General features: G+C 72.8%; 28 protein-coding genes. 15 read left to right on the forward strand and 13 right to left on the reverse strand.

Going from position 1 to position 26,520, the window contains the following annotated elements; all coding sequences use genetic code 11:
* Nucleotides 1-12: 12 nt before the first annotated feature.
* Complete coding sequence (locus KV381_RS30495) at nt 13-390, reverse strand: VOC family protein (RefSeq protein WP_086779988.1); 378 nt, start codon at nt 388-390, stop codon at nt 13-15.
* 199 nt (nt 391-589) lie between these two features.
* Nucleotides 590-1,207, reverse strand: coding sequence for a TIGR03086 family metal-binding protein (locus KV381_RS30500; RefSeq protein WP_218786793.1), 618 nt, complete (start codon nt 1,205-1,207; stop codon nt 590-592).
* Nucleotides 1,208-1,374: 167 nt separating this feature from the next.
* On the opposite strand from KV381_RS30500, the gene KV381_RS30505 reads away from it, so the two are divergent.
* The 3 genes from KV381_RS30505 to KV381_RS30515 all read left to right on the forward strand — a co-directional run bounded on the left by KV381_RS30505 (nt 1,375) and on the right by KV381_RS30515 (nt 4,370).
* On the forward strand, nt 1,375-2,367 hold the full coding sequence (locus KV381_RS30505; RefSeq protein ID WP_030084019.1) for a fibronectin type III domain-containing protein: 993 nt from the start codon (nt 1,375-1,377) through the stop codon (nt 2,365-2,367).
* 93 nt (nt 2,368-2,460) lie between these two features.
* The gene (locus tag KV381_RS30510; protein ID WP_218786794.1) at nt 2,461-2,841 is read left to right on the forward strand and encodes a hypothetical protein; all 381 of its coding nucleotides are present in this window, start codon (nt 2,461-2,463) and stop codon (nt 2,839-2,841) included.
* Nucleotides 2,838-4,370, forward strand: coding sequence for a YfcC family protein (locus KV381_RS30515; protein ID WP_218786795.1), 1,533 nt, complete (start codon nt 2,838-2,840; stop codon nt 4,368-4,370). Before KV381_RS30510 ends, KV381_RS30515 begins: the two co-directional genes overlap by 4 nt.
* Before the next feature lie 27 nt (nt 4,371-4,397).
* On the opposite strand, the gene KV381_RS30520 is transcribed toward KV381_RS30515, so the two are convergent.
* Nucleotides 4,398-4,880: a helix-turn-helix transcriptional regulator gene (locus tag KV381_RS30520; protein WP_030084025.1), complete on the reverse strand. Its 483-nt coding sequence runs from the start codon at nt 4,878-4,880 to the stop codon at nt 4,398-4,400.
* Between the two features lie 105 nt (nt 4,881-4,985).
* On the opposite strand from KV381_RS30520, the gene def reads away from it, so the two are divergent.
* The gene (gene def, locus KV381_RS30525) at nt 4,986-5,645 is read left to right on the forward strand and encodes a peptide deformylase (protein WP_030084027.1); all 660 of its coding nucleotides are present in this window, start codon (nt 4,986-4,988) and stop codon (nt 5,643-5,645) included.
* A 70-nt stretch (nt 5,646-5,715) separates the two neighbouring features.
* Here def and aceB read toward each other — a convergent pair whose 3' ends face one another.
* On the reverse strand, nt 5,716-7,335 hold the full coding sequence (gene aceB, locus KV381_RS30530) for a malate synthase A (protein WP_098026246.1): 1,620 nt from the start codon (nt 7,333-7,335) through the stop codon (nt 5,716-5,718).
* 260 nt (nt 7,336-7,595) lie between these two features.
* Complete coding sequence (locus KV381_RS30535) at nt 7,596-8,225, reverse strand: NTP transferase domain-containing protein (protein WP_373461162.1); 630 nt, start codon at nt 8,223-8,225, stop codon at nt 7,596-7,598.
* Nucleotides 8,226-8,426: 201 nt separating this feature from the next.
* Here KV381_RS30535 and KV381_RS30540 point away from each other — a divergent pair, with 201 nt between their 5' ends.
* Nucleotides 8,427-8,729, forward strand: coding sequence for a DUF5955 family protein (locus tag KV381_RS30540; protein ID WP_032790627.1), 303 nt, complete (start codon nt 8,427-8,429; stop codon nt 8,727-8,729).
* Between the two features lie 87 nt (nt 8,730-8,816).
* On the opposite strand, the gene KV381_RS30545 is transcribed toward KV381_RS30540, so the two are convergent.
* Complete coding sequence (locus KV381_RS30545; protein ID WP_030084035.1) at nt 8,817-9,464, reverse strand: response regulator transcription factor; 648 nt, start codon at nt 9,462-9,464, stop codon at nt 8,817-8,819.
* Nucleotides 9,461-10,660, reverse strand: a complete 1,200-nt coding sequence (locus KV381_RS30550; protein ID WP_030625197.1) for a sensor histidine kinase — start codon at nt 10,658-10,660, stop codon at nt 9,461-9,463. The genes KV381_RS30545 and KV381_RS30550 overlap by 4 nt, the downstream gene beginning before the upstream one ends.
* 110 nt (nt 10,661-10,770) lie before the next feature.
* On the opposite strand from KV381_RS30550, the gene KV381_RS30555 reads away from it, so the two are divergent.
* Nucleotides 10,771-11,850, forward strand: coding sequence for an ABC transporter permease (locus KV381_RS30555; protein WP_218786797.1), 1,080 nt, complete (start codon nt 10,771-10,773; stop codon nt 11,848-11,850).
* The gene (locus KV381_RS30560) at nt 11,847-12,527 is read left to right on the forward strand and encodes an ABC transporter ATP-binding protein (protein ID WP_030084041.1); all 681 of its coding nucleotides are present in this window, start codon (nt 11,847-11,849) and stop codon (nt 12,525-12,527) included. The genes KV381_RS30555 and KV381_RS30560 overlap by 4 nt, the downstream gene beginning before the upstream one ends.
* 88 nt (nt 12,528-12,615) lie before the next feature.
* On the opposite strand, the gene KV381_RS30565 is transcribed toward KV381_RS30560, so the two are convergent.
* The gene (locus KV381_RS30565) at nt 12,616-13,419 is read right to left on the reverse strand and encodes an IclR family transcriptional regulator (protein ID WP_030084043.1); all 804 of its coding nucleotides are present in this window, start codon (nt 13,417-13,419) and stop codon (nt 12,616-12,618) included.
* Between the two features lie 373 nt (nt 13,420-13,792).
* On the opposite strand from KV381_RS30565, the gene allB reads away from it, so the two are divergent.
* From allB to KV381_RS30580, 3 genes are all read left to right on the forward strand, one after another.
* Nucleotides 13,793-15,136, forward strand: coding sequence for an allantoinase AllB (gene allB / locus KV381_RS30570; protein ID WP_030084045.1), 1,344 nt, complete (start codon nt 13,793-13,795; stop codon nt 15,134-15,136).
* 25 nt (nt 15,137-15,161) lie between these two features.
* Complete coding sequence (gene alc, locus KV381_RS30575) at nt 15,162-16,283, forward strand: allantoicase (RefSeq protein ID WP_218786798.1); 1,122 nt, start codon at nt 15,162-15,164, stop codon at nt 16,281-16,283.
* A 163-nt stretch (nt 16,284-16,446) separates the two neighbouring features.
* Nucleotides 16,447-16,776, forward strand: a complete 330-nt coding sequence (locus KV381_RS30580; RefSeq protein WP_086779877.1) for a putative quinol monooxygenase — start codon at nt 16,447-16,449, stop codon at nt 16,774-16,776.
* A gap of 13 nt (nt 16,777-16,789) precedes the next feature.
* Here KV381_RS30580 and KV381_RS30585 read toward each other — a convergent pair whose 3' ends face one another.
* The 3 genes from KV381_RS30585 to KV381_RS30595 form a co-directional block, all read right to left on the reverse strand.
* A complete protein-coding gene (locus tag KV381_RS30585) occupies nt 16,790-17,620 on the reverse strand; it encodes an aldo/keto reductase (RefSeq protein ID WP_030625189.1) in 831 nt (276 codons plus the stop codon).
* 122 nt (nt 17,621-17,742) lie between these two features.
* Nucleotides 17,743-18,522 carry an SDR family NAD(P)-dependent oxidoreductase gene (locus KV381_RS30590; protein ID WP_218787330.1) on the reverse strand — a complete coding sequence of 260 codons (780 nt, stop codon included), beginning with the start codon at nt 18,520-18,522 and terminating at the stop codon, nt 17,743-17,745.
* A gap of 159 nt (nt 18,523-18,681) precedes the next feature.
* On the reverse strand, nt 18,682-19,323 hold the full coding sequence (locus tag KV381_RS30595) for a TetR/AcrR family transcriptional regulator (RefSeq protein WP_218786799.1): 642 nt from the start codon (nt 19,321-19,323) through the stop codon (nt 18,682-18,684).
* 251 nt (nt 19,324-19,574) lie between these two features.
* On the opposite strand from KV381_RS30595, the gene KV381_RS30600 reads away from it, so the two are divergent.
* Complete coding sequence (locus tag KV381_RS30600; RefSeq protein WP_030084064.1) at nt 19,575-20,504, forward strand: DMT family transporter; 930 nt, start codon at nt 19,575-19,577, stop codon at nt 20,502-20,504.
* A gap of 53 nt (nt 20,505-20,557) precedes the next feature.
* Here KV381_RS30600 and KV381_RS30605 read toward each other — a convergent pair whose 3' ends face one another.
* Nucleotides 20,558-20,761: a hypothetical protein gene (locus KV381_RS30605; protein ID WP_030084066.1), complete on the reverse strand. Its 204-nt coding sequence runs from the start codon at nt 20,759-20,761 to the stop codon at nt 20,558-20,560.
* 145 nt (nt 20,762-20,906) lie between these two features.
* Between KV381_RS30605 and KV381_RS30610 the strand changes: the two genes are divergently transcribed.
* The 4 genes from KV381_RS30610 to KV381_RS30625 all read left to right on the forward strand — a co-directional run bounded on the left by KV381_RS30610 (nt 20,907) and on the right by KV381_RS30625 (nt 25,390).
* On the forward strand, nt 20,907-22,127 hold the full coding sequence (locus KV381_RS30610) for a sensor histidine kinase (protein WP_086779879.1): 1,221 nt from the start codon (nt 20,907-20,909) through the stop codon (nt 22,125-22,127).
* A 73-nt stretch (nt 22,128-22,200) separates the two neighbouring features.
* Nucleotides 22,201-22,923, forward strand: a complete 723-nt coding sequence (locus KV381_RS30615) for a response regulator transcription factor (RefSeq protein WP_103538383.1) — start codon at nt 22,201-22,203, stop codon at nt 22,921-22,923.
* Nucleotides 22,924-22,974: 51 nt separating this feature from the next.
* Nucleotides 22,975-24,147: a cytochrome P450 gene (locus KV381_RS30620; RefSeq protein ID WP_103538382.1), complete on the forward strand. Its 1,173-nt coding sequence runs from the start codon at nt 22,975-22,977 to the stop codon at nt 24,145-24,147.
* Between the two features lie 46 nt (nt 24,148-24,193).
* On the forward strand, nt 24,194-25,390 hold the full coding sequence (locus KV381_RS30625) for a cytochrome P450 (protein ID WP_030625181.1): 1,197 nt from the start codon (nt 24,194-24,196) through the stop codon (nt 25,388-25,390).
* Between the two features lie 18 nt (nt 25,391-25,408).
* Here the strand turns inward: KV381_RS30625 and KV381_RS30630 are convergent, their stop codons facing one another.
* The gene (locus KV381_RS30630) at nt 25,409-26,428 is read right to left on the reverse strand and encodes a Gfo/Idh/MocA family oxidoreductase (RefSeq protein ID WP_218786800.1); all 1,020 of its coding nucleotides are present in this window, start codon (nt 26,426-26,428) and stop codon (nt 25,409-25,411) included.
* Between the last annotated feature and the right edge of the window lie 92 nt (nt 26,429-26,520).

The following is a 26,520-nucleotide window of genomic DNA, read 5'->3' on the forward strand; positions in this document are numbered from 1 at the left end:
CGGTCGCGGTGGTCAGGGCCGGATGATCCTGCGGATCAGCTCCGGCGTCCACTCGACGTACTCGATCTCCGCTCCGTCGGCATGGCGGGCGTAGAGGAACCGCCCCGTCGGGCCGCCGGTCTCGGGGGTGGTGACCGTGGCGTCGGCGGACTTCAGGGTGGCCTGCAGAGCGTCGAGATCGTCGACGACGACCGTCGCGGAGGCATGACCGTACCGCGCGCGCTCCTCGGCCGGTCCCGCGATGACCAGGAAGTTCCCGATGGCGGCGAGGCCGATCTCGTGGAAGGCCAGCCGCAGGTGGGGCTGCTCGCCGGTGAGCTCCTCCAGCAGCGGCAGTGCCTGGTCGAGGTCGTCGGTCCAGAGGCGTGCGTATGTCCTGAGGATGGTCATGAGGGTGCTCCCAGCGGTCTCTTCCCGTGTCCTGGAAACCGTAGGCGGGTGGATCGGCCGACGGGAAGAACGCACTTTTCGGTGAGAGAGGCACCTGAACGAAACCGTGCGGCACGCCGGGACAGGCCGAGGCACGCCGACCCGGACGGGCCCAGTCTCCGCCGTTCTCCGCCGCTCTCCGTCTCTCTTTCCGCTGCCCTCAGCCGCCCGGGGGCCGCCAGTCCGGACGGCGGCCGCTGAGGCCGATCACCCGGTCCAGCAGCGGGGCACCGTCCGGCACCGGGACCGGCGGCCCGAAGATGCCCCCGCGGTCCGGGTCGTCCTCGTCCGGAGCGAGCAGGGCCGCGCAGGACCGCAGCTCCGCCTCGCCCGCCGCGTACGGCTGCCCCGTCGACCGGGCCAGGTCCCAGCCGTGGACGACGAGTTCGTTGAGCGCGACCGCCCCGGCCACCTCACCGGGCAGCTCCACGCCGCCCGCCCGGGTCATGCCCGTCCAGGCGTCGGGGGAGCGCCAGGCCGCCGCCACCTCTTCCAGCCGCCGGGGCAGCGCCTCTCGCCAGTCGTCGTCGAGGACGGGCAGGGCGGCGTCCGGAGAGGCGGCGGTGCTCGCGCCGAGATCCTTGCGGGCGGCGTCACGGAAGGCGGCGGCGAGCCCGGCGAGATGGCCGAGCAGCTCCCGTACGGTGTAGTCGGGGCAGGGGGTGGGGCCGTGCAGCCGCCCGTCGTCGACCGGACCGAGCAGCCCGGCGATCCGCCGGGCGGCCGGTGCCAGGTCCAGCGGGACGGAGGCCGACGCGGAAGTCTCGTGCGTATCCATACAGGGCAGACCCCTCCACCCCCGGAAACTCATCGGCCGGCCGGCCGACCGACCGCCCGGACCGCGAGGCGGGCGACGCAACCCGGCACATAGCGGAAGGTTCCCGGCCGGACTCTTGTCGGAGGGCCCCACGCCATGTCATACAGGTCTGGACCATTGCTGTCCGGATGGAAGGCACCCCCGTGCAACGCCCCCACATATCTGCCGCGTTGGCCTGTTCCGCCCTGCTCCTCGCCCCCCTCCTCTCCGCCTGCGGTGGTACCGCCGAAGCCGACACCCAGCCCCCCGGCACCCCCGAGGGCGTGACCGCCCAGGCCAGCAGCTCCACCTCGGTGCACGTGATGTGGAAGGCCGCATCCGACGACGAGAAGGTCGCCGGCTACGAGATCTACCGGGGAAAGTCCAAGGTCAAGAGCGTCCCCGCGACCAAGACCATGATCGACGTCGACGGGCTGACGGCCTCGACGGACTACACCTTCAGCGTCCGGACCAAGGACACGGCCGGAAACCTCTCCGCGCCCAGCAAGGCCGTCCCCGTCACCACCCAGGCCACCCCGCCCAAGGACGACACGCCTCCCACCGCCCCGGCGAAGCTGGCGGGCCGCGCCGACGGAAGCCGCGCCGCCACCCTCACCTGGGGCGCGGCCAAGGACGACGTCGGCGTCACCTCGTACGACATCTACCAGGAGGACTCCCGGATCCACAGCGTCGCGGGCACCGAGACCTCGGCGAAGGTGACGGGCCTGCGCCCCGGGACCGTCTACACCTTCACCGTCCGGGCCCGCGACGCCTCCGACAAGTCCTCGGCCGACAGCAACGCGTTCGACCTCACCACCGAGTCCGCCCCCGGCGCGCCCGCGAGCACCGCCCCCACCGGTCTGCGCACCGAGATCGGCAAGGAGGGCGCGGAGTTCACCCTCGACCTGTCCTGGGACCAGCCCGACACGGGCGGTGTGATCCCCGCCTACGAGCTCTACCTGAACGGCAAGCTGACCACCACCATCGTCTGGGGCGGCACACCCCCGAAGGGTCGGGCCACCTACCGCCTGAACCTCCCGGACCCGGCGGGCACCCGCTACTCGCTCAAGCTCAGGGCCAAGCTTCCGGACGGCAAGTGGGGCGACTTCTCGGCCCAGCCGACGGTGGTCCTGACGGACTGAGACCGCTCGCGGCATCCGCCTTCCAGGCGTGCGGCCCCGCACACCCTGTGGTCCATTGATCCGGAAGGGCCGGCGGACCGAAGGGGCTGAACCATGGACCGGGGAGACGACCTGGGCACACGGGCCGATGCGCTGATGGAGGGGCTGATCGCCGACAGGGGACGGCTGACGGCCATTCCCTCCGCCGTCGTCCCGTACGCCCGCGCCGAACCGCATCTGCGCTTCCACCCCGAGCAGGACCCCAGGGAGGCGCGGGGCCCGCTCGTCACCCGTCCGGAGTCCCTGCGCCCGTCCGGAATTCCTCTCACCGTCACCCCCGGCGACATGGGCCCCGGATGCGAACCCGCGACCGACAGTCCGGCCTGCCTCCGGGAGGGCCGGGCGAGCGAGCCGGCCTTCGTCGCGAGCGGTGGCCCGCCCCCGCTGGTCAACGGCCCGGCGAAGGCCGCCGACTCCGCAGGGGGTGCCGCATGAGCAGTGCGGCGGACACGAGACCCGCACCGGAGGAAGAGCCCCCGGCCAAGAAGAAGTTCACCTTCCCCAGCGCGCTCACGATCCTCGCGGTCGTCACCCTGGCCGTCTGGGCCCTGGCCTTCCTGATCCCGCCCGGGGCCTACGACCGTAACGAGGACGGCGCACCCGTCCAGGGCACCTACCACCGGGTCGACTCCGACCAGAGCCTCGTCGACCGCCTGAACGACCTCTTCCTCTCCCCGGTCAACGGGCTCTACGGCGTCCAGGACGCGAAGACGGGCGAGGTCGGCCCGGACCTGGCCGGCGAACTGTACGGGAGCGCGGGCGTCTTCCTCTTCGTGCTGGCCATCGGCGCCTTCATCACCGTGGTGTTCGCCACCGGCGCCCTGGACCGGGGCATCGGCCGCCTGGCGCACCGGCTGCGCGACCGCGGAGCGCTGCTCATCGTGGGCGTGATGCTGGTCTTCGCGCTGCTCGGTACGGTCGAGGGCTTCGCGGAGGAGACGCTCGGCTTCTACGGCCTGATCATTCCGCTGATGCTGGCCCTCGGCTACGACCGCATGGTGGCCACCGGCACGATCATCCTGGGCGCGGGCATCGGCGTGCTCTGCTCCACGGTCAACCCCTTCGCCACCGGAGTCGCGTCCTCCGCCGCCGATATCTCGCTCGGCGACGGCATCGTGCTGCGCGCGATCATGTGGGTGGTCCTGACGGCGGTGACGATCGCCTACGTCGTCCGGTACGCGAACCGCGTCCGCGAGAACCCCGACCGCTCGCTCTCCGGCTTCCTCCCCGGCGATCGCGAACACAACGCGGCGGACGCGGCGGAGCCCCCGGAGCTGACGCGACTGCACCAGATCGTCCTGGTCCTGGTCGGCCTGGTCTTCGCCTTCATGATCTTCTCGGTCGTCCCCTGGTCCAGCGCCCTCACCGGCGACGCCGACGCCACCCCGTACGGCTTCGAACTCGGCTGGTCCTTCCCCCATCTGGCCGCCCTGTTCCTGGTCGCGGCGGTCCTGGTGGGCGTCGTCGCCCGGTTCGGCGAGCAGCGGCTCAGCGCGACGATCATCCAGGGCGCGGCCGACTTCATCTCCCCGGCCCTGGTCATCGTCCTCGCCCGCGGTGTCACGGTCATCATGAACAACGCGCAGATCACCGACACCGTGCTGCACTCGATCGAAGGAGCGGTCTCGGGCACCTCCTCGGCGCTCTTCGCGGTCTTCGTCTTCCTCGTCAACCTGCCCCTCGCCTTCCTCATCCCCTCCACCTCCGGCCACGCCACCCTGGCGATGCCGATCCTGGCCCCGCTCGCCGACTTCGCCGGAGTCTCCCGCGCCGTGGTCGTGACCGCCTGGCAGGCGGCGAGCGGCTGGATGAACCTCTGGGTCCCGACGACGGCGGTCACCATCGGCGGGGTGGCCCTGGCGAAGATCGGCTACGACAGATACCTGCGGTTCGTCTGGCCGCTGCTGGCCGTGCTGTCCGTCCTGATCTGCGGGTTCGTGGCGCTGGGAGCGGTGTGGACGTGAGGGGGCGGGGCCGCTGAGCCGCCCGGCTCAGATACGGCCCCGGCCCTCTTCCTCGGTCGGCAACGGGAACAACCTGGCGACCACGGCCACCGCCATGGAGCCCGCCGGACGCTCGGCGGGCTGTCGGTCGCGCTCGCGGTAGGGAGCCAGCAGGGCGCGGACGGACGCGGCCAGTTCGGCCGTCTCCTGCGGGGTGAGGTGGACCACGGCGTCGAAGGACTCCTCGGAGGGTTCCGGCGACTCCTGCCCGGAGGGCCGGTCCGACGACTCCCAGCGAAGCCGCCACGGCCTGCGGCGCCCCCCGCTGTGCGGAGCTTCCTCGACCAGGCCGTGCTTGGCGAGTTGACGCAGATGGAACGAGCAGAGACCGGAGCTGTGTCCGAGGCGGGCGGCGGCCTGGGTCGAGGTGACCGTGCCCAGCTCGGCGAGCAGATCGAGCAGCGCCACCCGTACGGGATGGTCGGGAAGCGGGCGGCGGGCGGAGGCCAGTGGACGGTTCTCATCAATCACTTTGCAAAGAGTGCTACTTTGCAAAGCATTCGGTCAAGTCGGTCCGCAACGGGCCGGTATCCCGGCCTCGTTCGGGCGGACGCGCGTGAAAGGCGTTGATATTCCATGGGTGTTCGGCACGACGACTCCTCTCAGGACCGTCGAGTGCGGGTGCAGGGCCGCCCCGTCGATTCCTTTCCGCGGTTCGTGCCGGAGGCCGAACGGGGCACGGTGCGCCGCATCACCGTGGTCGGTGAGGACGTCCTGCGGCGGCGGTGCCGGGAGGTCACCGAGTTCGGCACACCGGAACTCGCCCGGCTGGTCGACGACATGTTCGCCACGAACCGGGTGGCCGAGGGCGCGGGGCTCGCCGCCAACCAGGTCGGCGTGGACCTGCGGCTGTTCGTGTGGGACATCACGGACGACTGGGGGGTGCGCCACGTGGGACACATCGCCAACCCGGTCCTGGACGAGATCCCGGCCGAACACCGTCGGCTGGTCGACGAATCCGAGGGCTGTCTGTCCGTGCCCGGCCCCTACCGTGTGGTGCCCCGCCCGGACCGTGCCGTCGTGCGGGGCCGTGACAAGGACGGCGAACCGCTGGTCATCGAGGGCCGGGGCTACTTCGCCCGGTGCCTCCAGCACGAGACGGACCATCTGCACGGGCGTCTCTACCTGGACCGGCTCGCCCAGCGGGAGCGTAAGGCGGCCCTGCGGGAAATGGCGGAGGCCAAGGACGAGGTCTTCGCCCGACGAGCCGAGCGGGCGGCGCGGCTGGGCACGTGACCCCGGCCGGGAACACCACCGCCCCCGGCGCCGTGCGGTGCCGGGGGCGGTGTTCGTACGTCGTGACGGGTCAGCGCAGTTGCTCGTACGCCGGCAGCGTCAGGAAGTCCGCGTAGTCCTGGTCCAGGGAGACCTGGAGCAGGAGGTCGTGGGCCTGCTGCCACTTGCCTGCGGTGAAGGTCTCCTCGCCGATCTCCGCGCGGATCGCGGCCAGTTCCTCGGCGGCGACCTTGCGGGCCAGGTCGGCCGTGGCGTGTTCGCCGTTCTCGAAGACCACGTCCGCGTTGATCCACTGCCAGATCTGCGAGCGGGAGATCTCGGCGGTGGCCGCGTCCTCCATCAGGTTGAAGATGGCGACCGCGCCCAGGCCGCGCAGCCAGGCCTCGATGTAGCGGATGCCGACCGCGACGGCGTTGCGCAGGCCGTCGTAGGTGGGCCTGGCGTCGAGGGTGTCGATGGCGATCAGGTCGCCGGGCGCCACCGAGACGTCCTCGCGCAGCCGGTCCTTCTGGTTCGGCTTCTCGCCGAGGACCGCGTCGAAGGAGGCCAGCGCGATCGGGACGAGGTCGGGGTGGGCGACCCAGGAGCCGTCGAAGCCGTCGCCCGCCTCGCGGTCCTTGTCGGCCTTGACCTTCTCGAAGGCCACCTTGTTGACCTCGGCGTCCCGGCGCGAGGGGATGAAGGCGGCCATGCCGCCGATCGCGTGCGCGCCGCGCTTGTGGCAGGTGCGGACCAGGAGTTCGGTGTACGCCCGCATGAACGGGGCGGTCATCGTCACCGCGTTGCGGTCCGGCAGGACGAACTTGGCGCCGCCGTCACGGAAGTTCTTGACGATGGAGAAGAGGTAGTCCCAGCGGCCCGCGTTCAGCCCGGCGGCGTGGTCGCGCAGCTCGTAGAGGATCTCCTCCATCTCGTACGCGGCGGTGATCGTCTCGATCAGGACGGTGGCCCGGACCGTGCCCTGCGGGATGGAGACGTAGTCCTGGGCGAAGACGAAGATGTCGTTCCAGAGGCGGGCCTCCAGGTGCGACTCCGTCTTGGGGAGGTAGAAGTACGGGCCCTTGCCGAGGTCGATCAGGCGCTGCGCGTTGTGGAAGAAGTAGAGGCCGAAGTCGACCAGCGCACCGGGCACGGAGACGCCGTCCAGCTGGAGGTGGCGCTCCTCCAGGTGCCAGCCGCGCGGGCGCATGACGACCGTGGCGAGTTCGTCGGCGGACTTCAGCGCGTACGACTTGCCGGACTTCGGGTCGGTGAAGTCGATGCGGCGCTCGTAGGCGTCGGTCAGGTTGAGCTGGCCGAGGACGACGTTCTCCCACGTGGGGGCGGACGCGTCCTCGAAGTCGGCGAGCCAGACCTTCGCGCCCGAGTTCAGGGCGTTGATGGTCATCTTGCGGTCGGTCGGACCGGTGATCTCCACCCGGCGGTCGTTCAACGCGGCCGGAGCCGGCGCGACCTTCCAGGAGTCGTCCGCGCGGACCGCCGCCGTCTCGGGCAGGAAGTCCAGCGTGGAGGTACGGGCGATCTCGGCGCGGCGCTCCCCGCGCCGGGCGAGCAGCTCATTGCGGCGCGGAGTGAACTGCCGGTGCAGTTCCGCCACGAACGCGAGGGCCGCGTCGGTCAGGACCTCTTCCTGCCGGGGCAGGGGCTCGGCATCGACGATGGCCAGCGTGGACGGCGCTGGTGCGGACATGAGCTGTCACTCCTTCAGCGGGCGGCGGCGTCATGGCCGCCGGGTCGCCTGATACGGCACGGCGTGCCATGGCTCCGAGATACGGCCGTGGGCGCCGTCTGAGGTTCAGAGGGCTTCTGACCAGTGGATAGTAGTTTCCTCATGGTGGAAGTTCAATGGTTTGTTGATGTCGAGATTCTCCGGGTCGACAGAAACGGACGGGTGGCGGCGCAGCGTGCCAGCGCGGCCACGGACGGTGGACGGCACGCGGGTCCGTCCGGTCACTCCAGGTGCTTCAGATCCTGCGAGGTGTCGATGTCGTACGCCTCGGCCACATCCGAACACTCCACGAGCGTGATCGCATCGCGGTGCTCCCGCAGATAGACCCGCGCGCCCCGGTCGCCCACCGCCCCCGCGGCGATGTCCGTCCACCGGTCCGCGCCGAACAGCACCGGATGGCCCCGCTCCCCGTTGTACGAGGCGGCCGCCAGGCTCGCCCGTGAGCGGTACGCCAGACGCACCCGCGCCACCGCCTCTGCCCCGATTCCCGGCTGATCGACCAGGAGAACGAGCGCCGCATCCGCGTCCGTCCCGCTCAGCGCGGCCAGGCCCAGGCGGAGCGAGGAGCCCATGCCCTCCTCCCAGTCCGGGTTCACCGTCACTGCGCAGGCCGGAAGGTCCGCGCGGGCCCGCACCTCGTCGGCCGCCGCGCCCAGCACCACGTGCAGCGGGCCGCAGCCGCCGTTGCGCAGGGAGCGCACCGCGTGCTCGATCAGCGGGCGGCCCCGGTGCTCCAGCAGCGCCTTGGGCCGGCCGCCGAGCCGACGGCCCCCTCCGGCGGCCAGCAGCAACCCCGCGACCTTGGGGTTCTTCGCCGTGGAGCGCGTGTTCGTAGCCATGTCCGTAACCATGGGGTCTGGATACCACTGAGCCCTTCGCACACGCGACACGCATGTCACCCTCAGGGGTAACCCTGATTTCTTTCCGTGGGCTGGCGCGCACTGCCTGTCATGGCGTTAACTTGCGGGCGAACCCGGGGACTTGGCCACCACCCGGGATCGGGGGTCACACCGGCACAAGGACGTGCGAGGGGGAGTGCTGTGTTGCGAAGCGTGGGGCAGAAGCGGCTGACCGGCAGCGGCGAGGACCCGAGAGTGGCCGAGCTGCGGATGGCCGTGTCCCGGCTCCGCCGGGAGCTGGCCGGGCTCCGGGCCGAATTCCCCGACCGGCCGATCGCCGAGGACGAGCTGGCGGCCCTGGACGCGATGGCCGTCAGCGGCGTGCCGGAGATCCCCCGGATGCGCCGTTCCCTGCTGCTGATCGCCGGGGCGATCGGCTCGGTGAGCGCGCTGGCCGCGGCCCTGCGCGAGGTGCGCAACGCGGTCGACCTCTTCGGAGAGCCCCCGCGCGGCTGAGCGCGGGGCGAAGCCCTCACCGCCCGCGCGGCTGACGGCGGCAGACCTCCTCGCCCGCCGCGCGGCCGAACCGCCCGGCGTGGCCCGTCAGCGGCGGATGAGCCTGCGGGCCGTGGCCGCCGCGACCGCCGACGTCCGCGAGTCGACGCCCAGCTTGGCGTAGATGTGCACCAGGTGGGACTTCACCGTGGCCTGGCTCAGGAACAGCCGCTTGCTGATCTGCAGGTTCGACAGGCCCTCCCCGACCAGCTGGAGCACCTCCAGCTCCCGCCGGGTCAGCGCCTCGGCCGGGGTGCGCATCCGGTCCATCAGCCGGTGGGCCACCGAGGGCGCCAGCGCCGAGCGGCCCGCCGCCGCCGTGCGCACCGCCGCCGCCAGCTCCTGCGGCGGCGCGTCCTTGAGCAGATAGCCGCTCGCCCCGGCCTCGACCGCCGCCAGGATGTCCGCGTCGGAGTCGTAGGTGGTGAGGATCAGGACCCGCGGGCCGTCCGGCAGCGCGGTGATCGTCGCGGTGGCCTCCGAGCCGTGCAGGCCCGTACCGAACTGGAGGTCCATCAGGACCACGTCGAAGCCGCCCGCCGCCGCCAGGGCGACGGCCTCCTCGGCGGTGGCGGCCTCACCGGCGACCCGGAAGTCCGGCTCGGTGTCCAGGACCGCCCGCAGCCCCGCCCGGACGACCGGGTGGTCGTCCGCGAGCAGCAGCCGGATCGCCTCCGCGCCCGCGCCCCCGGTCATGCCGCACGCTCCGTTTCCGCGACGGGCAGCGGCAGGGTGAGCGCCACCGCCGTGCCCTGGCCGGGCGCCGACTCCACGCTCAGCGCACCGCCGAGCGATCCGGCGCGCGCCCGCATCGCCGGCAGCCCGAAGCCGCCGTCGCCGCTCTCGTGCACCGGCGCCCCGGACGGGTCGAAGCCCTGCCCGTCGTCCACGACGTCCAGCGCCACCGAGGTGTCCATGAAGCTCAGGGTGATCTCCGCCCGCCCGGCCCGCGCATGGCGCACCGTGTTCGCCAGCGCCGACTGCGCGGTCCGCAGCAGCGCCACCTCGTACGGGGTCGGCAGCTCCACCGGAGTGCCGCTGACCGCGAACCGTACGGTCAGGTCCGGTGCGGTCGTACGGGCGCAGAGCCGCTCCAGCGCGGCGGCCAGCGAACCGTGCTCCAGATCCGGCGGCGTCAGGGCGCGGACGAAGGACCGGGCCTCGGCGAGATTGGCCTGCGCGGCCTCGCGGGCGGCACGGACATGCGCGGCGGCCGGGGCGTCCTCGGGCAGCGAGCGCTCGGCCGCACGCAGCAGCAGCTGGATGCTCGACAGACCCTGGGCCAGCGTGTCGTGGATCTCCCGGGCGAGGCGTTCGCGCTCGGCGAGCGTCCCGGCGGTACGTTCCGCCTCGGCCAGGTCGGCACGGGTGGCGACCAGCTCCACGATCAGTTCACGCCGCCGTTCGCTCTCCCGGAACAGGGCGTCGTACCCGAGGACCGTGGCGACGGCGACCGCCGCGCCGATCAGCGGCCCGATGAACGCGCCGGGCGCGATCTCCTGCCGGTGCACGACGAAGCTGGTGATCGCGGCGGCCGCGGTGACCACGACGGCGGGCAGCGCCCAGCGCATCGGCAGGAAGTGGAGCTGGAGGAAGTAGAGCGGGAAGGCCACCCACAGGGCGTCCGGCGACAGCACCAGCAGCGCCGCCCACAGGATCCACAGCCCGCCCAGCCACCGCGCCCCCGCCCGGCTCCCCGGCTGTACGGAGGAGGTCAGCGCCCCCGCCGCGTACAGCGCCGCCGTCAGCAGCGTCACGGCCACGACCGCCGCCGTGTCCGGCGCGTCCTCGCTCACCGCGCGCACCACGACCAGGGCCAGCAGCCCCGCCAGCAGCGCGTGCAGACAGAGCCGCAGGGCTGCCGTGACGTGGGTGTGCGATCGCGAATCCATGGTTCGTCCAGCGTAGCCGCGACCTTCCCGGCCCCGGTCAATCGAAAGGTTGATCCCGGGCCCGTCCGCCGCGCGATGTTTTCCCGCCCGCGCCGCACGACGCTGGAGCCATGTTCGTCGCATGGAGAGACCTTCGCTTCGCCAAGGGCCGGTTCGCGCTCATGGGCACGGTCGTGGTGCTGATCACGCTGCTCGTGGGCCTGTTGTCCGGCCTCACCGCCGGGCTGGCCCGGGAGAACACGTCCGCCGTCACCGGGCTCGACGCCGACCATCTGGCGTTCGCCGCGCCACCGGACGGGCAGGCGGAGTCGTTCGCCGACTCGACCGTCCGGGAGGACGACTGGCGGGCCTGGGCCGCCCGGCCCGGGGTCGAGGCCGCGCAGCCGGTCGGCATCCGGACCCTGAACGCCACCGCCGGTGAGCGGAGCGCCGCCGTCTCCGCCTTCGGCGTCGAACCGGACGGCACGCTCGGGCCGGACGGCATCGGGCCGGGGCGGGTCGTGCTCTCCGAGCGGGCGGCCGAGGACCTGGGAGCCGCCGCCGGTGACCGGATCAGGCTCGGCCGGGCCGAACGCCAGGTCGCCGCCGTCGCCACCGACGCCTCGTACAGCCACACCCCCGTCGTCTGGACCACCCTCGACGACTGGCAGCAGACCGGCCACGACGGCGCCGGGCCCGCCGAACAGGCGACCGTGATCGCCCTGACCACCACCGGCGGCGTCGACCTCGCGGCCGGGGACGAGGCGGCGGGCACCAGCACGCTCGCCCTCGGCGACTCCCTCACCGCGATCGGCTCCTACCAGGCGGAGAACGGTTCGCTGCAACTGATGCGCGGCTTCCTCTTCGCCATCTCCGCCCTCGTCATCGGCGCGTTCTTCACCGTCTGGACGATCCAGCGCAGCGGCGACGTCGCCGTACTGAAGGCGCTCGGCGCGTCGACCCCGTACCTCCTGCGCGACGCGCTCGGGCAGGCCGTGGTGATGCTCGCCCTCGGTACGGGTCTGGGCACCGCGCTCGCCGCCGGGGCCGGCGCCCTGATCGGCGGGGGAGCCGTGCCGTTCGTGCTGGACGCGGCGACCGTCCTCGTCCCGGCCGCCGTGATGATCGCCCTCGGCGCGCTCGGGGCCGCCCTGTCCGTCCGGCGGATCACCGCCGTCGACCCGCTCACCGCACTCGGGAGTGCCCGATGACGCTCACCCTGACCGACGTCACCCTCACCTACCCGGACGGCGAGGGCCGGCTCACCGCCCTGGACCGGGTCTCGCTGGACGTACCGGCGGGCACGCTCACCGCCGTCGTCGGGCCCTCCGGCTCCGGCAAGTCCAGCCTGCTCGCGGCCGCCGCCACCCTGGTCACCCCGGACTCCGGCGAGGTCGTCGTGGCCGGGACGCCGGCCGGCGGGCTGAGCCGCGCGGGCCGGGCCGCCCTGCGCCGGGACCGGATCGGCATCGTCTTCCAGCAGCCCAACCTGCTGCCCTCGCTGACCGCCGCCGAACAGCTCCAGGCGATGCGCCACCTCTCCGGCGGCCCGGTGCGCGCCGCCCGCCGCCGGGCCCTGGAGCTGCTGGACGCGGTCGGACTGGCCGACCGCGCCGACCGGCGGCCGCACCAGCTCTCGGGCGGTCAGCGCCAGCGGATCAACATCGCGCGGGCCCTGATGAACGAACCGGCGGTCCTGCTCGTCGACGAGCCGACCAGCGCGCTCGACCACGAACGGGGTGCGGCCGTGCTCGACCTGCTGGTCACCCTGACCCGGGAGCGCGCCACCGCCACGGTGCTGGTCACGCACGATCGGGCGCACCTGGACCGGATGGACCGCACGGTGACGATGGACGACGGGCGGCTGACCGTACCGGCCCGGGGCTGACCGGCCCGGTCGGAGACGGGGTGGGGCGGGGCCCGGAACACCGGGCCCCGCCCCACCCCGTCTCCGCGTCCTCGGCGGTCTCGGCGGCTCAGCCGCCGTTCGAACCGCTGCTCGCCAGGGCGTCGGACAGCTCCTTGGCGACCTGCTGGAGGATCGGCACGATCCGCTCCGTGGCCGCCTCGGTCACCCGGCCCGCCGGGCCCGAGATGGAGATCGCGGCGGAGGTGGGGGAGTTCGGCACGGAGACCGCGAGGCACCGCACCCCGATCTCCTGCTCGTTGTCGTCCACCGCGTATCCGGCGCGGCGCACCGCCTCCAGGGCGTCCAGGAAGCCCTCCGGCGTGGTGATCGTCTTCTCGGTGGCGGCCGGCATGCCCGTACGGGCCAGGAGCGCGCGGACCTCGTCGGCGGGGGTGTGCGCGAGGAGCGCCTTGCCCACCCCGGTGGAGTGCGGCAGGACCCGGCGGCCGACCTCGGTGAACATCCGCATGGAGTGCTTGGACGGCACCTGGGCGACGTACACGATCTCGTCCCCGTCCAGCAGCGCCATGTTCGCCGTCTCGCCGGTCTCCTCCACCAGCCTGCTGAGGTAGGGGCGGGCCCAGGTGCCCAGCAGCCGGGAGGCGGACTCGCCGAGCCGGATCAGCCGGGGACCGAGCGCGTAACGCCGGTTGGGCTGCTGGCGTACGTATCCGCAGACGACCAGGGTGCGCATCAGCCGGTGGATGGTCGGCAGGGGCAGACCGCTGCTCGCGGACAGCTCGCTCAGCCCGACCTCGCCCCCGGCGTCGGCCATCCGCTCCAGCAGATCGAAGGCGCGCTCAAGGGACTGCACCCCACCGCTGGAACCGGAGGGCTTGGAGTCGGCTGTGCTGGCGTGGGACGGCGGCACGTCAACGGTCCTTTCGAAGCGGAAGGCAAGGCAGCAGCCTACCGGGCGGTTCCCGGACGGCCCACAGCTGCCCGGTCGGCGTCCGTGCCGGTCAGGGCCTGTTTTGTCCGGGTGCCGCCGGTCGGTGCGGGCGGCTCGGCGCCGCCACTCCTGGCCTATGCTACGTTCCGCAGTTCGAAATCGGACTTCTACTTTGTGGAAAAATCCAGTCCGGCGGCCGGGTGGTGCGGCGGGCCCCGGCGGCGGAAGGCGGGGTCTTGACGAGTGCGTTCCCCGAGTGAAGACTCCATCGAAGCTTCAACAGTTCGTTGAATTCCCGTTGTGGATCAGTGGATCATCTGTTGTGGATCATTTCTGGAGTGAAGGAGCACGGGTGTCCGGTCCGGACGTGAACCTGGTACTGCGCTCGACGCGCGTCGTCACCCCCGAGGGGACCCGCCCGGCGGCGGTCGCCGTCGCGGGCGGGACGATCGACGCGGTCCTGCCGTACGACACCGAGGCGCCCGCCGGCGCCCGCCTGGAGGACTTCGGCGACGACGTCCTGCTGCCCGGACTGGTCGACACCCACGTCCATGTGAACGACCCCGGCCGCACCGAGTGGGAGGGCTTCTGGACCGCCACCCGCGCGGCCGCCGCCGGTGGCATCACCACGCTCCTGGACATGCCGCTCAACTCCCTCCCGCCGACCACCACCGTCGGCAACCTGCACACCAAGCAGCAGGTCGCCGCCCCCAAGGCGCACGTCGACACCGGCTTCTGGGGCGGTGCGATCCCGTCCAACGTCAAGGACCTGCGCCCGCTGTACGAGGCCGGGGTCTTCGGCTTCAAGTGCTTCCTGTCGCCCTCCGGCGTCGAGGAGTTCCCGGAGCTGGACCAGGAGCAACTGGCCCGCTCCATGGCGGAGATCGCCGGATTCGGCGGACTGCTCATCGTGCACGCCGAGGACCCGCACCACCTGGCCGACGCCCCGCAGCGCCCCGGCCCCGCCTACGCCGACTTCCTCGCCTCCCGCCCGCGCGACGCCGAGAACACCGCGATCGAAGGGCTCATCGCCCACGCCAAGCGGCTGAACGCCCGCGTCCACGTCCTGCACCTCTCCTCCAGCGACGCGCTGCCGCTGATCGCCGCAGCCAAGCGTGAGGGCGTCCGCGTCACCGTCGAGTCCTGCCCGCACTTCCTCACCCTCACCGCCGAGGAGGTCCCGGACGGGGCCACCGAGTTCAAGTGCTGCCCGCCGATCCGCGAGGCCGCCAACCAGGACGCCCTGTGGGCCGGGCTCGCCGACGGCACCATCGACTGCATCGTCAGCGACCACTCGCCCTGCACCACCGACCTCAAGACCCCGGACTTCGCCTCCGCCTGGGGCGGCATCTCCTCGCTCCAGCTCGGCCTGCCCGCCATCTGGACCGAGGCCCGCAGGCGCGGCCACTCCCTCGACGACGTGGCCCGCTGGATGTCCGCCGCCCCCGCCGCGCTCGCCGGGCTGACCCGCAAGGGCGCCATCGAGGCCGGCCGCGACGCCGACTTCGCGGTCCTCGCCCCCGACGCGACCTTCACCGTCGACCCCGCCGAGCTCTTCCACCGCAACCAGGTCACCGCCTACGCCGGGAAGACCCTGCACGGCGTGGTCCGCTCCAGCTGGCTGCGCGGTGTCCGCATCGCCTCCGACGGCGTCCTCGCCGAGCCCACCGGCCGCCTCCTCGAACGCGACCACTGACCGTTCCCGAAAGGACACCCCGACCATGACGGACGCCGCGATACCCCGCTTCACCGGAGACGCCCGCCCCTACGCGGGCGGCGACCCGTACGCCGACCACCGCACCGCCGACTTCCCCTTCACCCACCTCGTCGACCTGGCCGACCGCCGCCTCGGCGCGGGCGTCATCGCCGCCAACGACGAGTTCTTCGCCGAGCGCGAGAACCTGCTGAAGCCCGAGCCGGCCGTCTTCGACCCGGAGCACTTCGGGCACAAGGGCAAGATCATGGACGGCTGGGAGACCCGCCGCCGGCGCGGCGTCAGCGCCGCCGAACCGCACCCCACCGCCGACGACCACGACTGGGCCCTCGTCCGCCTCGGCGCCCCCGGCGTCATCCGGGGCATCGTCCTGGACACCGCCCACTTCCGCGGCAACTACCCGCAGGCCGTCTCCGTCGAGGCGGTGTCCCTGCCCGGCTCGCCGTCGCCCGAGGAGCTCCTCGCGCCCGACGTGAAGTGGACGGTGCTCGTCCCCCGTACGGCGGTCGGCGGCCACGCGGCCAACGGCTTCGCCGTCGACGCCGAGCAGCGCTTCACCCACCTGCGGGTCAACCAGCACCCGGACGGCGGGATCGCCCGGCTGCGCGTGTACGGAGAGGTCGCCCCCGACCCCGCCTGGCTCGCCGCCCTCGGTACGTTCGACCTCGCGGCGCTGGAGAACGGCGGCCAGGTCGAGGACGCGTCCGACCGCTTCTACTCCCCGGCCACCAACACCATCCAGCCCGGCCGCTCGCGCAAGATGGACGACGGCTGGGAGACCCGCCGCCGGCGCGACAAGGGCAACGACTGGATCGGCTACCGGCTCGCCGCGCAGTCCGGGATCCGGGCCGTCGAGATCGACACCGCCTACCTCAAGGGCAACTCCGCCGGCTGGGCGAGCCTCTCGGTACGGGACGGCGAGGCCGGCGACTGGACGGAGATCCTGCCCCGCACCCGCCTCCAGCCCGACACCAACCACCGCTTCGTGCTCGACGGGACCGTCCGCGCCACCCACGTACGGATCGACATCTTCCCGGACGGCGGCATCTCACGGCTCCGGCTGTTCGGATCGCTCACCGAGGAGGGCGCCGCCGCGCTGGCGGCCCGTCACCGGGAGCTCGGCGGCTGACGCCCGAAGGCGGGCAGGGCCGGACGCACCGCGGTCGCAGGGGGATCGCGGTGTGCCCGGCCGGTCCGGTTACGTGAGGGTGTGTCACCCTGGTCGGGGTGCGGCGAGCAGGCCCCTGGGGCTGGCGAACCGCACCTTCCGACGTCCTCGACCAGGAGCCCCCATGATCTTCATCGCCGTCAAGTTCACCGCCCTCGTCGCCGAGCGCGACAACTGGCTGCCCCGGCTGGAGGACTTCACCGTCGCCACCCGCAGCGAGCCCGGCAACGTCTTCTTCGACTGGTCCTACAGCGTGGAGAACCCCAACGAGTTCGTCCTGCTGGAGGCCTTCGCCGACGCGGCGGCGGGCGAGGCGCATGTGAACTCCGACCACTTCAAGGCGGCGATCGAGACGATGTCGGAGATGGTGGCCGAGGTCCCCGAGATCATCAACGTCGAGGTGGCGGGCACCGGCTGGTCCCGGATGGCGGAGGTCACCCCGCGCAACCGCTGACCGGGGAGCCTTCCTAGAACTCCTCGTGCGACTCCGGGTCGCCGCCGAACCGCCGCTGCCGCCCGGACGCGATCGTCGTCAGTTCCTGTGCCGTCAGCTCGAACCCGAACAGATCGAGGTTCTCGCGCTGCCGGCCCGGGTCCGCCGACTTCGGGACCGGCACCGCGCCCAGCTGGGTGTGCCAGCGCAGCACCACCTGGCCGGGGCTCACCCCGTGGTCCTCGGCGATCGCCACGGTGGAGGGGTCCTCCAGCACCTCGCGGCCCCGGGCCAGCGGGCTCCAGCTCTCCGTGACGATGCCCTTCGCCGCGTGCACCGCCCGCAACTCCTCCTGCGGGAGCAGCGGATGCATCTCGATCTGGTTAACCGAGGGCAGCACGCCCGTCTCCCGCTCCAGCCGCTCCAGATGCGCGGCGGTGAAGTTGGAGACGCCGATCGAGCGGACCAGGCCGTCCTCGCGGAGCCGGATCATCGCCTTCCAGGTGTCCACGTACCTGTCGACGCGGGGGAGCGGCCAGTGGATCAGGTACAGGTCGACGTACTCCAGGCCCAGCCGGGCCCGTGACTCCTCGAACGAGGCGAGCGTCTCCTCGTACCCCTGGTGCCGGCCGGGTACCTTCGTGGTGACGACGACCTCCTCGCGGGGGACGCCGCTGCGGGCGATGCCCCGGCCGGTGCCGGTCTCGTTGCCGTAGTTGAGGGCCGTGTCGACCAGCCGGTAGCCCAGCCCCAGGGCCCCTGCGACGGCCTCCTCGGCCGCCGCGTCGTCCAGCGGATAGGTGCCGAGCCCCACCGCCGGGAGCCGTGTGCCGTCGTTGAGCGTGTGAACCGGTGTGCCGGACATGTGCTGGTCCTGTCCTTCCCGTCGCTGCCCCGTCCCGGCCAGCGTAGGGGCGCGGCCGGTACGGGGCAGCCGGACAGGGGCCGCCGGGGGAGCGCGCCCGGCCTACACCGGGGCGGGGGCGCTCAGGCCGCGTGGCCGCCGTCCACGACGAGCTCCGTGCCCGTGATGAAGCCCGCCTCGGCGCTCACGAGGTAGGCGACGAGCGAGGCGATCTCCTCCGTCGTGCCGAAGCGCCCCAGCGCGTTCGCCGCGCGCTGGCCCTCGGCCAACGGCCCGTCGGCCGGGTTGAGATCGGTGTCCACGGCCCCCGGCTGGATCACGTTCACCGTGATGCCGCGCGGCCCCAGCTCCCTGGCGAGTGGCTTGGTCAGCCCGGTCAGGGCGGACTTGCTGAGCCCGTAGAGGGTGGAGCCGGGCCCGCCCGCGTACCGGCTCAGGGCGGAGCCCACGGAGATGACGCGGCCGCCGTCGGCCAGCCGTTCCGCCGCCGCCCGGCAGGCGAGGAAGACCGCCCGTACGTTCACCGTCAGCGTCCGGTCCACGTCCGGCCCGGCGAGCGCGGCGATCGGACCGAGGATGCCGATGCCCGCGTTGTTGACCAGGACGTCGAGCCGGCCGAGTGCGTCCGCCGCCCGGTGCACGGCGTCGGCGGCCGCGTCGGCGTCCGCCGCGTCGCAGCGCAGGGCGACGCCCCGGCGGCCGAAGCCCTCGATCTTCGCGACGACCGCACGGGCCGCCGCCTCGTCCTGGACATAGGTGACGGCGACGTCCGCGCCGTCCTGCGCGAGCCGCAGGGCGATCGCGGCGCCGATGCCCCGGCTGGCCCCGGTGACCAGGGCGGCCCGGGGTGGAAGGCCGGTGGGAACGGTGGCGGAAGCGGCGGCGGGAGCGGTGCCGGACAGGGGTGCGGAAGAGCTGCCGGAAGAAACACGGGAAGCGGTGCTGGACATGGCTGTTCCTCGCTGACGGGGATGCCGTCGCTCCGACGGCATCCCCCAGCAAACGCGTGCCGGAGCCCGCGCACCGGCGGGTATCGGACACCCACGGCAGCCCGGGGCCGCCTACCGTAACGGCAGCGGCGCGGGGTCCGTCGCCGCCGCCCGCAGGCGGTCCAGGATGGCCCGGGCCGCCTTGTCGTAGCCGAGGTTGTTGTTCTGGAGCACCGACTCGGCGTTGGCCAGCTCCAGCAGGGCGATCACCTCGAACGCCAGCTGGCACACATCGGTGTCCGCGTGCAGCTCCCCGATGGACCTGGCCTTCTCGATCGTCTCCTCCACGAAGGTGACCCAGCCCGTCTGCGCGGACGCCAGGGCGTCGTGGACCCGGCCGCTGCGGGCGTCGAACTCCGCGGTGGCGGCGTAGAAGAAGCAGCCGCCCCGGAACACCCGCTCGCGGGAGTACGCGATCCACGCCTCGCACATCCGCCAGACCCGCCCCAGCCCCGGGGGCGCCGACCGGGTCGGGCGCAGCACATGGTCCACATAGACGGCCACCGCCCCCCGTACGGTGGCCAGCTGAAGACCCTCCTTCGAGCCGAAGAGTGCGAACACGCCGCTCTTGCTCAGCCCCAGCTCGGTGGCCAGCCGCCCCAGCGACAGGCCCTCCAGTCCTTCGACCGAGGCGATCTGCACCGCCCGCCCCAGGATCAGCTGCCGGGTCTGGTTCCCCCGCTCGACCCGTCCGTCCGCTCTTACCGACGCCATGTGACCACTCCGTGTCTCAGAGTTATCGAGGCGTCAGTCTAGGGAGCGGTGGCGTGGGTCGCCGGACCCTCCGTCGCCCGCCGGAACGGCCGGACCGCCTCTGACCACGGCCGATGCCCGCCGGTGCCCGGGAGCGATCCGACCGTTGAGACAGGTGTTCCCTTCCCGGGAGCCCGGCGGGTAGCGTGATCGTTCCGCGTGCGAGCCGGTGAGGTCTCCACATCACCTCCGTGGAGTTCCGGGAGAACCAGGTGTCCGCTGTCGCCGTGCCCGCCGTCGCACCCCCGCGCCGCGCCTGGGCCACCGATCTGCCCGTGCTGGCGGTCGCCGTCGTCTGGGGCGCCAGCTACCTCGCGGCCAAGGGCATCACCACCACCCACACCGTCATCGCCGTGCTCGTCCTGCGGTTCGCGATCGTGCTGCCGGTGCTCGTGGCGGTCGGATGGCGCAAGCTGCGGGCGCTGACCGGTGCGCAGTGGCGGGGCGCCGGAGTGCTGGGCCTGGTGCTGAGCGGGATCTTCCTGCTGGAGACGTACGGGGTGGTGCACACCTCCGCCACCAACGCCGGGCTGATCATCAGCCTCACCATGATCTTCACGCCGCTGGCCGAGGCCGCCGTGACCCGGGTGCGCCCGTCGGCCGGATTCGTCGCCGCGGCCGGGCTCTCCGTCACCGGAGTGGTCCTGCTGACCCAGGGCGGCGGGTTCACCAGCCCCTCGGCCGGCGATCTGCTGATGCTGCTCGCCGCCCTCGCCCGGACCGTCCATGTGCTGGCGATGGCCCGGATCAAGGCGGTCCGGAACGCCGACTCGCTCTCCCTGACCACCGTTCAGCTCGGCAGCGCGGTCGCCGTCTTCGCCGTCCTCGCGGCCGTCCCGGGCACCGGCGCCTCGCCGTGGAGCGCGGCGGCGGACTTCGGCGCCCGGGAATGGGCGGGGCTGGTCTTCCTCTCGGTGTTCTGCACGCTGTTCGCGTTCTTCGTCCAGATGTGGTCCGTACGCCGCACCTCGCCGTCCCGGGTCAGCCTGCTGCTCGGTACGGAACCGCTGTGGGCCGCCGCCGTCGGCATCAGCCTCGGCGGGGAACGGCTCGGGCTGCTCGGGGCGGCCGGTGCGGTCCTCGTCCTGGCGGGCACCGCGTGGGGCAGGCGGGACGCGGACCGGGAGCGCGCCGGGGCGTAGGGCCTGCCGTTCGGATCAGGCCCTACGCCCTCATCAGGTCGTGATCGTGCCCGTCAGCTCTTGATCGAGTCCGCGGCGATCATCACGGCCACTCCCGTCACGACCAGCACGATGTTGACGAACAGCATGCGGTCGCTGAGAAAGCCGATGTGCCGCACCACCGTCCCCAGCCGGAACCAGCCCGTCCACTCGTACAGCAGCCCGCCCACACCCTGGACGAAGACGAGGAACCCGATCGTCTCGACGATTTTCTTCATGGCCCGAGCCTCCCGCCCGGCCCGGACCCGCCGCGTCGGCCACCGGTCCCGTCCGCCGCGCCGAAAGTAGCGGACCGTGCGACTTTGGTAGCCGCCTGGCCCCGTGACGCCCCTCCGCGGCGAGGTGCTGCGTAACTTTGTCGATATGACGCGCACCGAGTACCGCTGGCTGCTCCCGTCGGCGATGGCCGATCCCGGGCTGCCCGACGACCGGGCCCGGACGCGGCGGACCGTACGGGACTGGGCCGTCGACCTCACGGCCTTCCTCTGCGCCGCGGGGGTCGGCCTGCTGGTCCTCGCCGCGATCGAGGCGGACGAGACCACGCCGGACGTCGTCGTGGTCGTGGACTCGGTGATCGGGGCCGCGGCCTGCTGCGCGCTCTGGGTCCGGCGGCGCTGGCCCGTCGCACTCGCCGCCGTGCTGACCGCCGTCTGCATCATCGAACCCGTGGCGGCGGGCGCGCTGATGGTGGCCCTCTTCAGTCTGGCCGTCCACCGGCCCTTCAAGCCCGTGGCGATCGTCGGCGCGGTCGCCCTGGCCGTCACGCCCCTCCAGCCCTTCCTGCGCCCCGACCCGGCGACCTCCTACGTCACCTCGACCATCATCGGGGCCCTGCTGGTGCTCCTGGTGCTCAGCTGGGGCATGGTCGTACGCTCCCGGCGCCAGCTCGTCGTCACCCTCCGGGAACGGGCCCGTCGCGCCGAGGCCGAGGCGGAGCTGCGCGCCGAGCAGGCCCAGCGGCTGGCCCGGGAGGCCATCGCCCGCGAGATGCACGACGTCCTGGCCCACCGGCTGACCCTCCTCAGCGTGCACGCCGGGGCCCTCGAATTCCGGCCCGACGCCCCCGCCGCCGAGGTGGGCCGGGCCGCCGGTGTCATCCGGGACAGCGCCCACGAGGCCCTCCAGGACCTCCGCGAGATCATCGGCGTCCTGCGCGGGCCCGGCGACACCGACGAGGGCGACCGGCCGCAACCCACCCTCGCCACCCTGGACACCCTCATCGCCGAATCCCGGCTCGCGGGTATGAAGGTCACCGTCGACAACCGGGTCGCCGACCCGCAGCAGGCCCCCGCCGCCACCGGCCGCACGGTCTACCGGATCGTGCAGGAGTGCCTGACCAACGCCCGTAAGCACGCGCCCGGCGCCGAGGTCCGCCTCACGGTGACGGGCGGCCCCGGCGAGGGCCTCACCGTAGAGGTGGAGAACCCCGCCCCCGTCGAACCCTTCGAACGGGTCCCCGGCTCCGGCCAGGGACTCATCGGCCTCACCGAACGCGCCACACTGGCCGGCGGCGCGCTGGAGCACGGCCCGACGAAGGACGGCGGCTTCGCGGTCCGGGCCCGGCTGCCGTGGCCCGCCGCGTGACGCCCGCGGCCGCACCGTCCGCCCGGACGACCGCCCTGCGGGCCGCACGCCCCGGCTGGTTACGGTGGCCGTCATGAACACCCCGGCGTCGCCCGCACCCCTGCCCGTCCGGCTGCTGATCGTCGACGACGACCCGCTGGTCCGGGCCGGGCTGACCCTGATGCTGGGCGGCGACGAGGCCATCGACATCGTGGGGGAGGGCGCGGACGGCGTCGAGGTCGAGGAGCTCGTCGAGCGACTGCGCCCCGACGTCGTCCTGATGGACATCCGGATGCCGGTGATGGACGGACTCACCGCGACCGAGCTGCTGCGCGGCCGGCCCGGGGCTCCCGAAGTCGTCGTCCTGACCACCTTCCACGCGGACGAACAGGTGCTCCGGGCCATTCGGGCCGGGGCGGCCGGATTCGTCCTGAAAGACACCCCGCCCGCGCGGATCGTCGATTCGGTGCGCCGGGTCGCCGCAGGGGACCCGGTGCTCTCGCCCGCCGTCACCCGTCAGTTGATGGCCCGTGCCGCCGGCGGCGGACCCGACGACCGCGGCGCCCGTACCGACCGCGCACGCAGGCGTTTCGACCAGCTCGCCGAGCGGGAGAAGGCCGTCGCCGTCGCCGTCGGACGCGGCGGGTCCAACGCGGAGATCGCAGGATCCCTCTACCTCAGCGTCGCGACCGTCAAGACCCATGTCTCACGGATTCTCGCCAAACTCGAACTCAACAATCGGGTACAGATCGCCCTGTTGGTCCACGATGCGGGACTTCTCGACACGGACGAGGAGAGCGGCGGCGGCCTAGGGTGACCGGAGTGGAGCGGACCGGAGCCGACCGGAACGGATGAGGGGCTGACCACGATGGCTGTGCTCGATCTGCGGAACCTGCCGGACTTCGTCGTCGACCCCTATCCGTACTACGCGAAGCTGCGCGCCGAAGGGCCGGTGCACACCGTGCGCACCGAGGAGATGGAGCGCATCTGGCTGATCGTCGGTTACGAGGAGGCCCGCGCCGCCCTCGCCGACCAGCGGTTCGGCAAGGACTGGCGGACCAGCGGACGGTGGACCGAGTCCGAGGCCGCGCTCAGCGCCAACATGCTGGAGCTGGACGCCCCGCACCACACCCGGCTGCGCCGCCTCGTCGTCCGCGAGTTCACCCCCCGGCGCATCGAGGCGCTGCGCCCGCGGATCACCGAGGTCACCGCGCAGCTCCTCGACGCGATGGTGCCCCGGGGCTCCGCGGATCTGGTGGACGCGCTCGCCTTCCCGCTGCCGATGACCGTCATCTGCGAACTCCTCGGCGTCCCGGACATCGACCGGGACGCCTTCCGGGCACTCTCGAACGGCATCGTCACGCCCACCCCGGAACAGCGGGAGGCCGACCCGGTCGGGGCGATGAACGCCTATCTCGTCGACCTCATCGAGGACAAGCGCCGCTCGCCGGGCGAGGACCTGCTCAGCGCGCTGATCCGGACCCGGGACGAGGGCGGCGACAGCCTCTCCTCCGCCGAACTGGTCGGCATGGCCTTCGTGTTGCTGGTCGCCGGTCACGAGACCACCGTCAACCTGATCGCCAACGGGGTCCGGGCCCTGCTCGACCACCCCGAGCAACTCGCCCTGCTGCGCGCCGACCCGGGGCTGCTCGACAACGCGGTGGAGGAGATGCTGCGCTACGACGGACCGGTGGAGACCGCCACCTTCCGCTTCACCCGGGAGCCGGTGACCGTCGGCGACACGGTGATCCCGCGCGACCAGGCGGTGCTCGTCGCGCTGGCCTCCGCCGACCGCGACCCCGCCCGCTTCCCCGCCCCGGACACCTTCGACATCCGCCGCGAGCCCCAGGGGCACCTGGGCTTCGGGCACGGCATCCACTACTGCCTGGGCGCGCCGCTCGCCCGGATGGAGGCCCGCATCGCGATCGGCGCCCTGCTGGAGCGCTGCCCGGACCTCGCCCGCGACCCGTCCGGCGGTGAGCTGGACTGGCTGCCCGGCCTGCTGATGCGCGGGGCGCGAGGGCTTCCGGTGCGCTGGTGAGACGCACCGCGGCCCGATCCGTCACCTCCTCCCGAAGGGAAACGCGTTGACCACCCCACCCCTGGTCGATCTCGCCGCGCTCGGCGAGCAGTTCACCCGTGACCCCTACCCGGCCTACGCCGCCCTGCGGGAGAAGGGCCCGGTCCACCGGGTGCGGATCCCCGAGGGCGCGGACGCCTGGCTGGTCGTCGGGTACGAGGCGGGCCGCGCCCTCCTCGCCGACCAGCGGCTCTCCAAACACTGGAGCCGGGCCTCGCCCGCGCTCGGGGTCAGCAAGGTGTCCGCGGGCTCCTCGATGCTCGGCTCCGACGCCCCCGACCACACCCGGCTGCGCAAGCTGGTCGCCCGCGAGTTCACCCCGCGCCGGATGGAGCGACTGGCCCCACGGGTGCAGGAGATGACCGACGGGCTGCTGGACTCGATGCTCGCTGCCCCGGACCGTACGGCGGACCTGGTCGAGGCGCTGTCCTTCCCGCTGCCCATGTCGGTGATCTGCGAGCTGCTCGGCGTGCCGTTCCTGGACCGCGAGGACTTCCGCACCTGGTCCGGTCAGGCGGTCTCCTCGCTCGACCCGGCCCTGCGCGCCTCCTCCACACAGGCGATGACCGCGTACATCGCCGGGCTGCTGGACGACAAGCGCGAGAAGCCGGGCGACGACCTGCTGAGCGCGCTGATCCACACCGCCGACGAGGACGGCGACCGGCTGTCCGGCGAGGAACTGATCGGCATGGCCTGGCTGTTGCTGGTCGCCGGTCATGAGACCACCGTCAACCTCATCACCAACGGCGTGCACAACCTCCTCGCCCACCCCGACCAACTGGCGGCCCTGCGCGCGGACTTCTCGCTGATCGACAACGCGGTCGAGGAGATCCTGCGCTTCGAGGGGCCCGTGGAGACCCCCACGTACCGCTTCACGACCGATCCGATCGAGGTCGGCGGGACGGTGATCCCCGGCGGCGGCGAACTGGTCCTCGTCGCGATGTCGGACGCCAACCGCGACCCCGCCCGCTACCCCGACGGGTCCCGCTTCGACATCACCCGCGACGCCCGGGGCCATATCGCCTTCGGACACGGCATCCACTTCTGCCTGGGCGCGCCGCTCGCCCGTACCGAGGCCAGGATCGCCATCCGGTCGCTGCTGGAGCGCTGTCCGGACCTGCGGCTGACCGCCGACCCGGCGACGCTCGCCTGGCGCACCGGCATGCTGATGCGGGGCCCGCTGAGTCTTCCGGTCGCCTGGTAGCGGCGGGCCGGCCTCCGTTCAGCCGCCGGGGATCCCGGCCATCGCCACCGGCCGGCGTTCGCGGCGGGAGACCTCGCACGCCTCGGCGATCCGCAGCGCGTGCAGGGCCTCCCGCCCGTCGCACGGATTGGCCAGCTCGCCGCGGGCCACGCGCACGAACGCGTCCAGCTCCGCCTCGTACGCCGGGGCGAACCGTTCCAGGAAACCCGGCCAGGGCTTCGCCGGGGCTCCGGGGCCTTCGGGCTCGGCCGAGGTCAACGGCGTACGGTCGTCCAGGCCGACGGCGATCTGGTCCAGCTCGCCGGCCAGCTCCATCCGTACGTCGTACCCGGCGCCGTTGCACCGGGTCGCGGTGGCGGTGGCGAGCGTCCCGTCGTCGAGGGTGAGCAGCGCGGCGGCCGTGTCCACGTCCCCGGCCGCCCGGAACATCGCGGGTCCGGCGTCCGAGCCGACGGCGTACACCTCGGCCACCTCGCGCCCCGTGACCCAGCGCAGGATGTCGAAGTCATGGACCAGGCAGTCGCGGTACAGCCCGCCGGAGAGCGGGAGGTAGGCGGCGGGCGGCGGGGCGGGGTCGGAGGTGACCGCCCGCACGGTGTGCAGCCGGCCGAGCCTCCCCTTCCGTACGGCGGCCCTGGCCTCGCCGTACCCGGCGTCGAAGCGCCGCATGAAGCCGAGCTGGAGGACGCTGCCCGCCGCCTCGACCTCCGCGAGCGCGGCCAGGGTGCCGGGCAGGTCCAGGGCGATCGGCTTCTCGCAGAAGACGGGCAGTCCGGCGCGGGCGGCCCGGGCGATGAGTCCGGCGTGCGCCGAGGTGGCCGAGCAGATCACCACGGCGTCGGGCAGGCCCTGGGCCTCGCCCGCCCCGGTGAACAGGTCGTCCACGGCGACGGCCGTCCCGCCGGTCCGCAGGGCCGAGGCGGCGGCCCGCTCCGGATCCGCGTCGGCCAGCAGCAGGGTGTCCACGGCGGGGTGGCGGCTCAGTACTTCCGCGTGGAAGGTGCCGATCCGTCCCGTTCCGATCAGTCCGATGCGCATGGGCCCCAAGGTGGCTTCGCCCGGTCGTCATGTCAAGCGTTTGTCCTGACAAACGACATGCCATGGCTATGTCCGGACAAGCGAACTACGCT

This window comes from Streptomyces sp. WY228 (assembly GCF_019287315.1).
In the GTDB taxonomy this organism is placed as follows: Bacteria; Actinomycetota; Actinomycetes; order Streptomycetales; family Streptomycetaceae; genus Streptomyces; species Streptomyces caviscabies.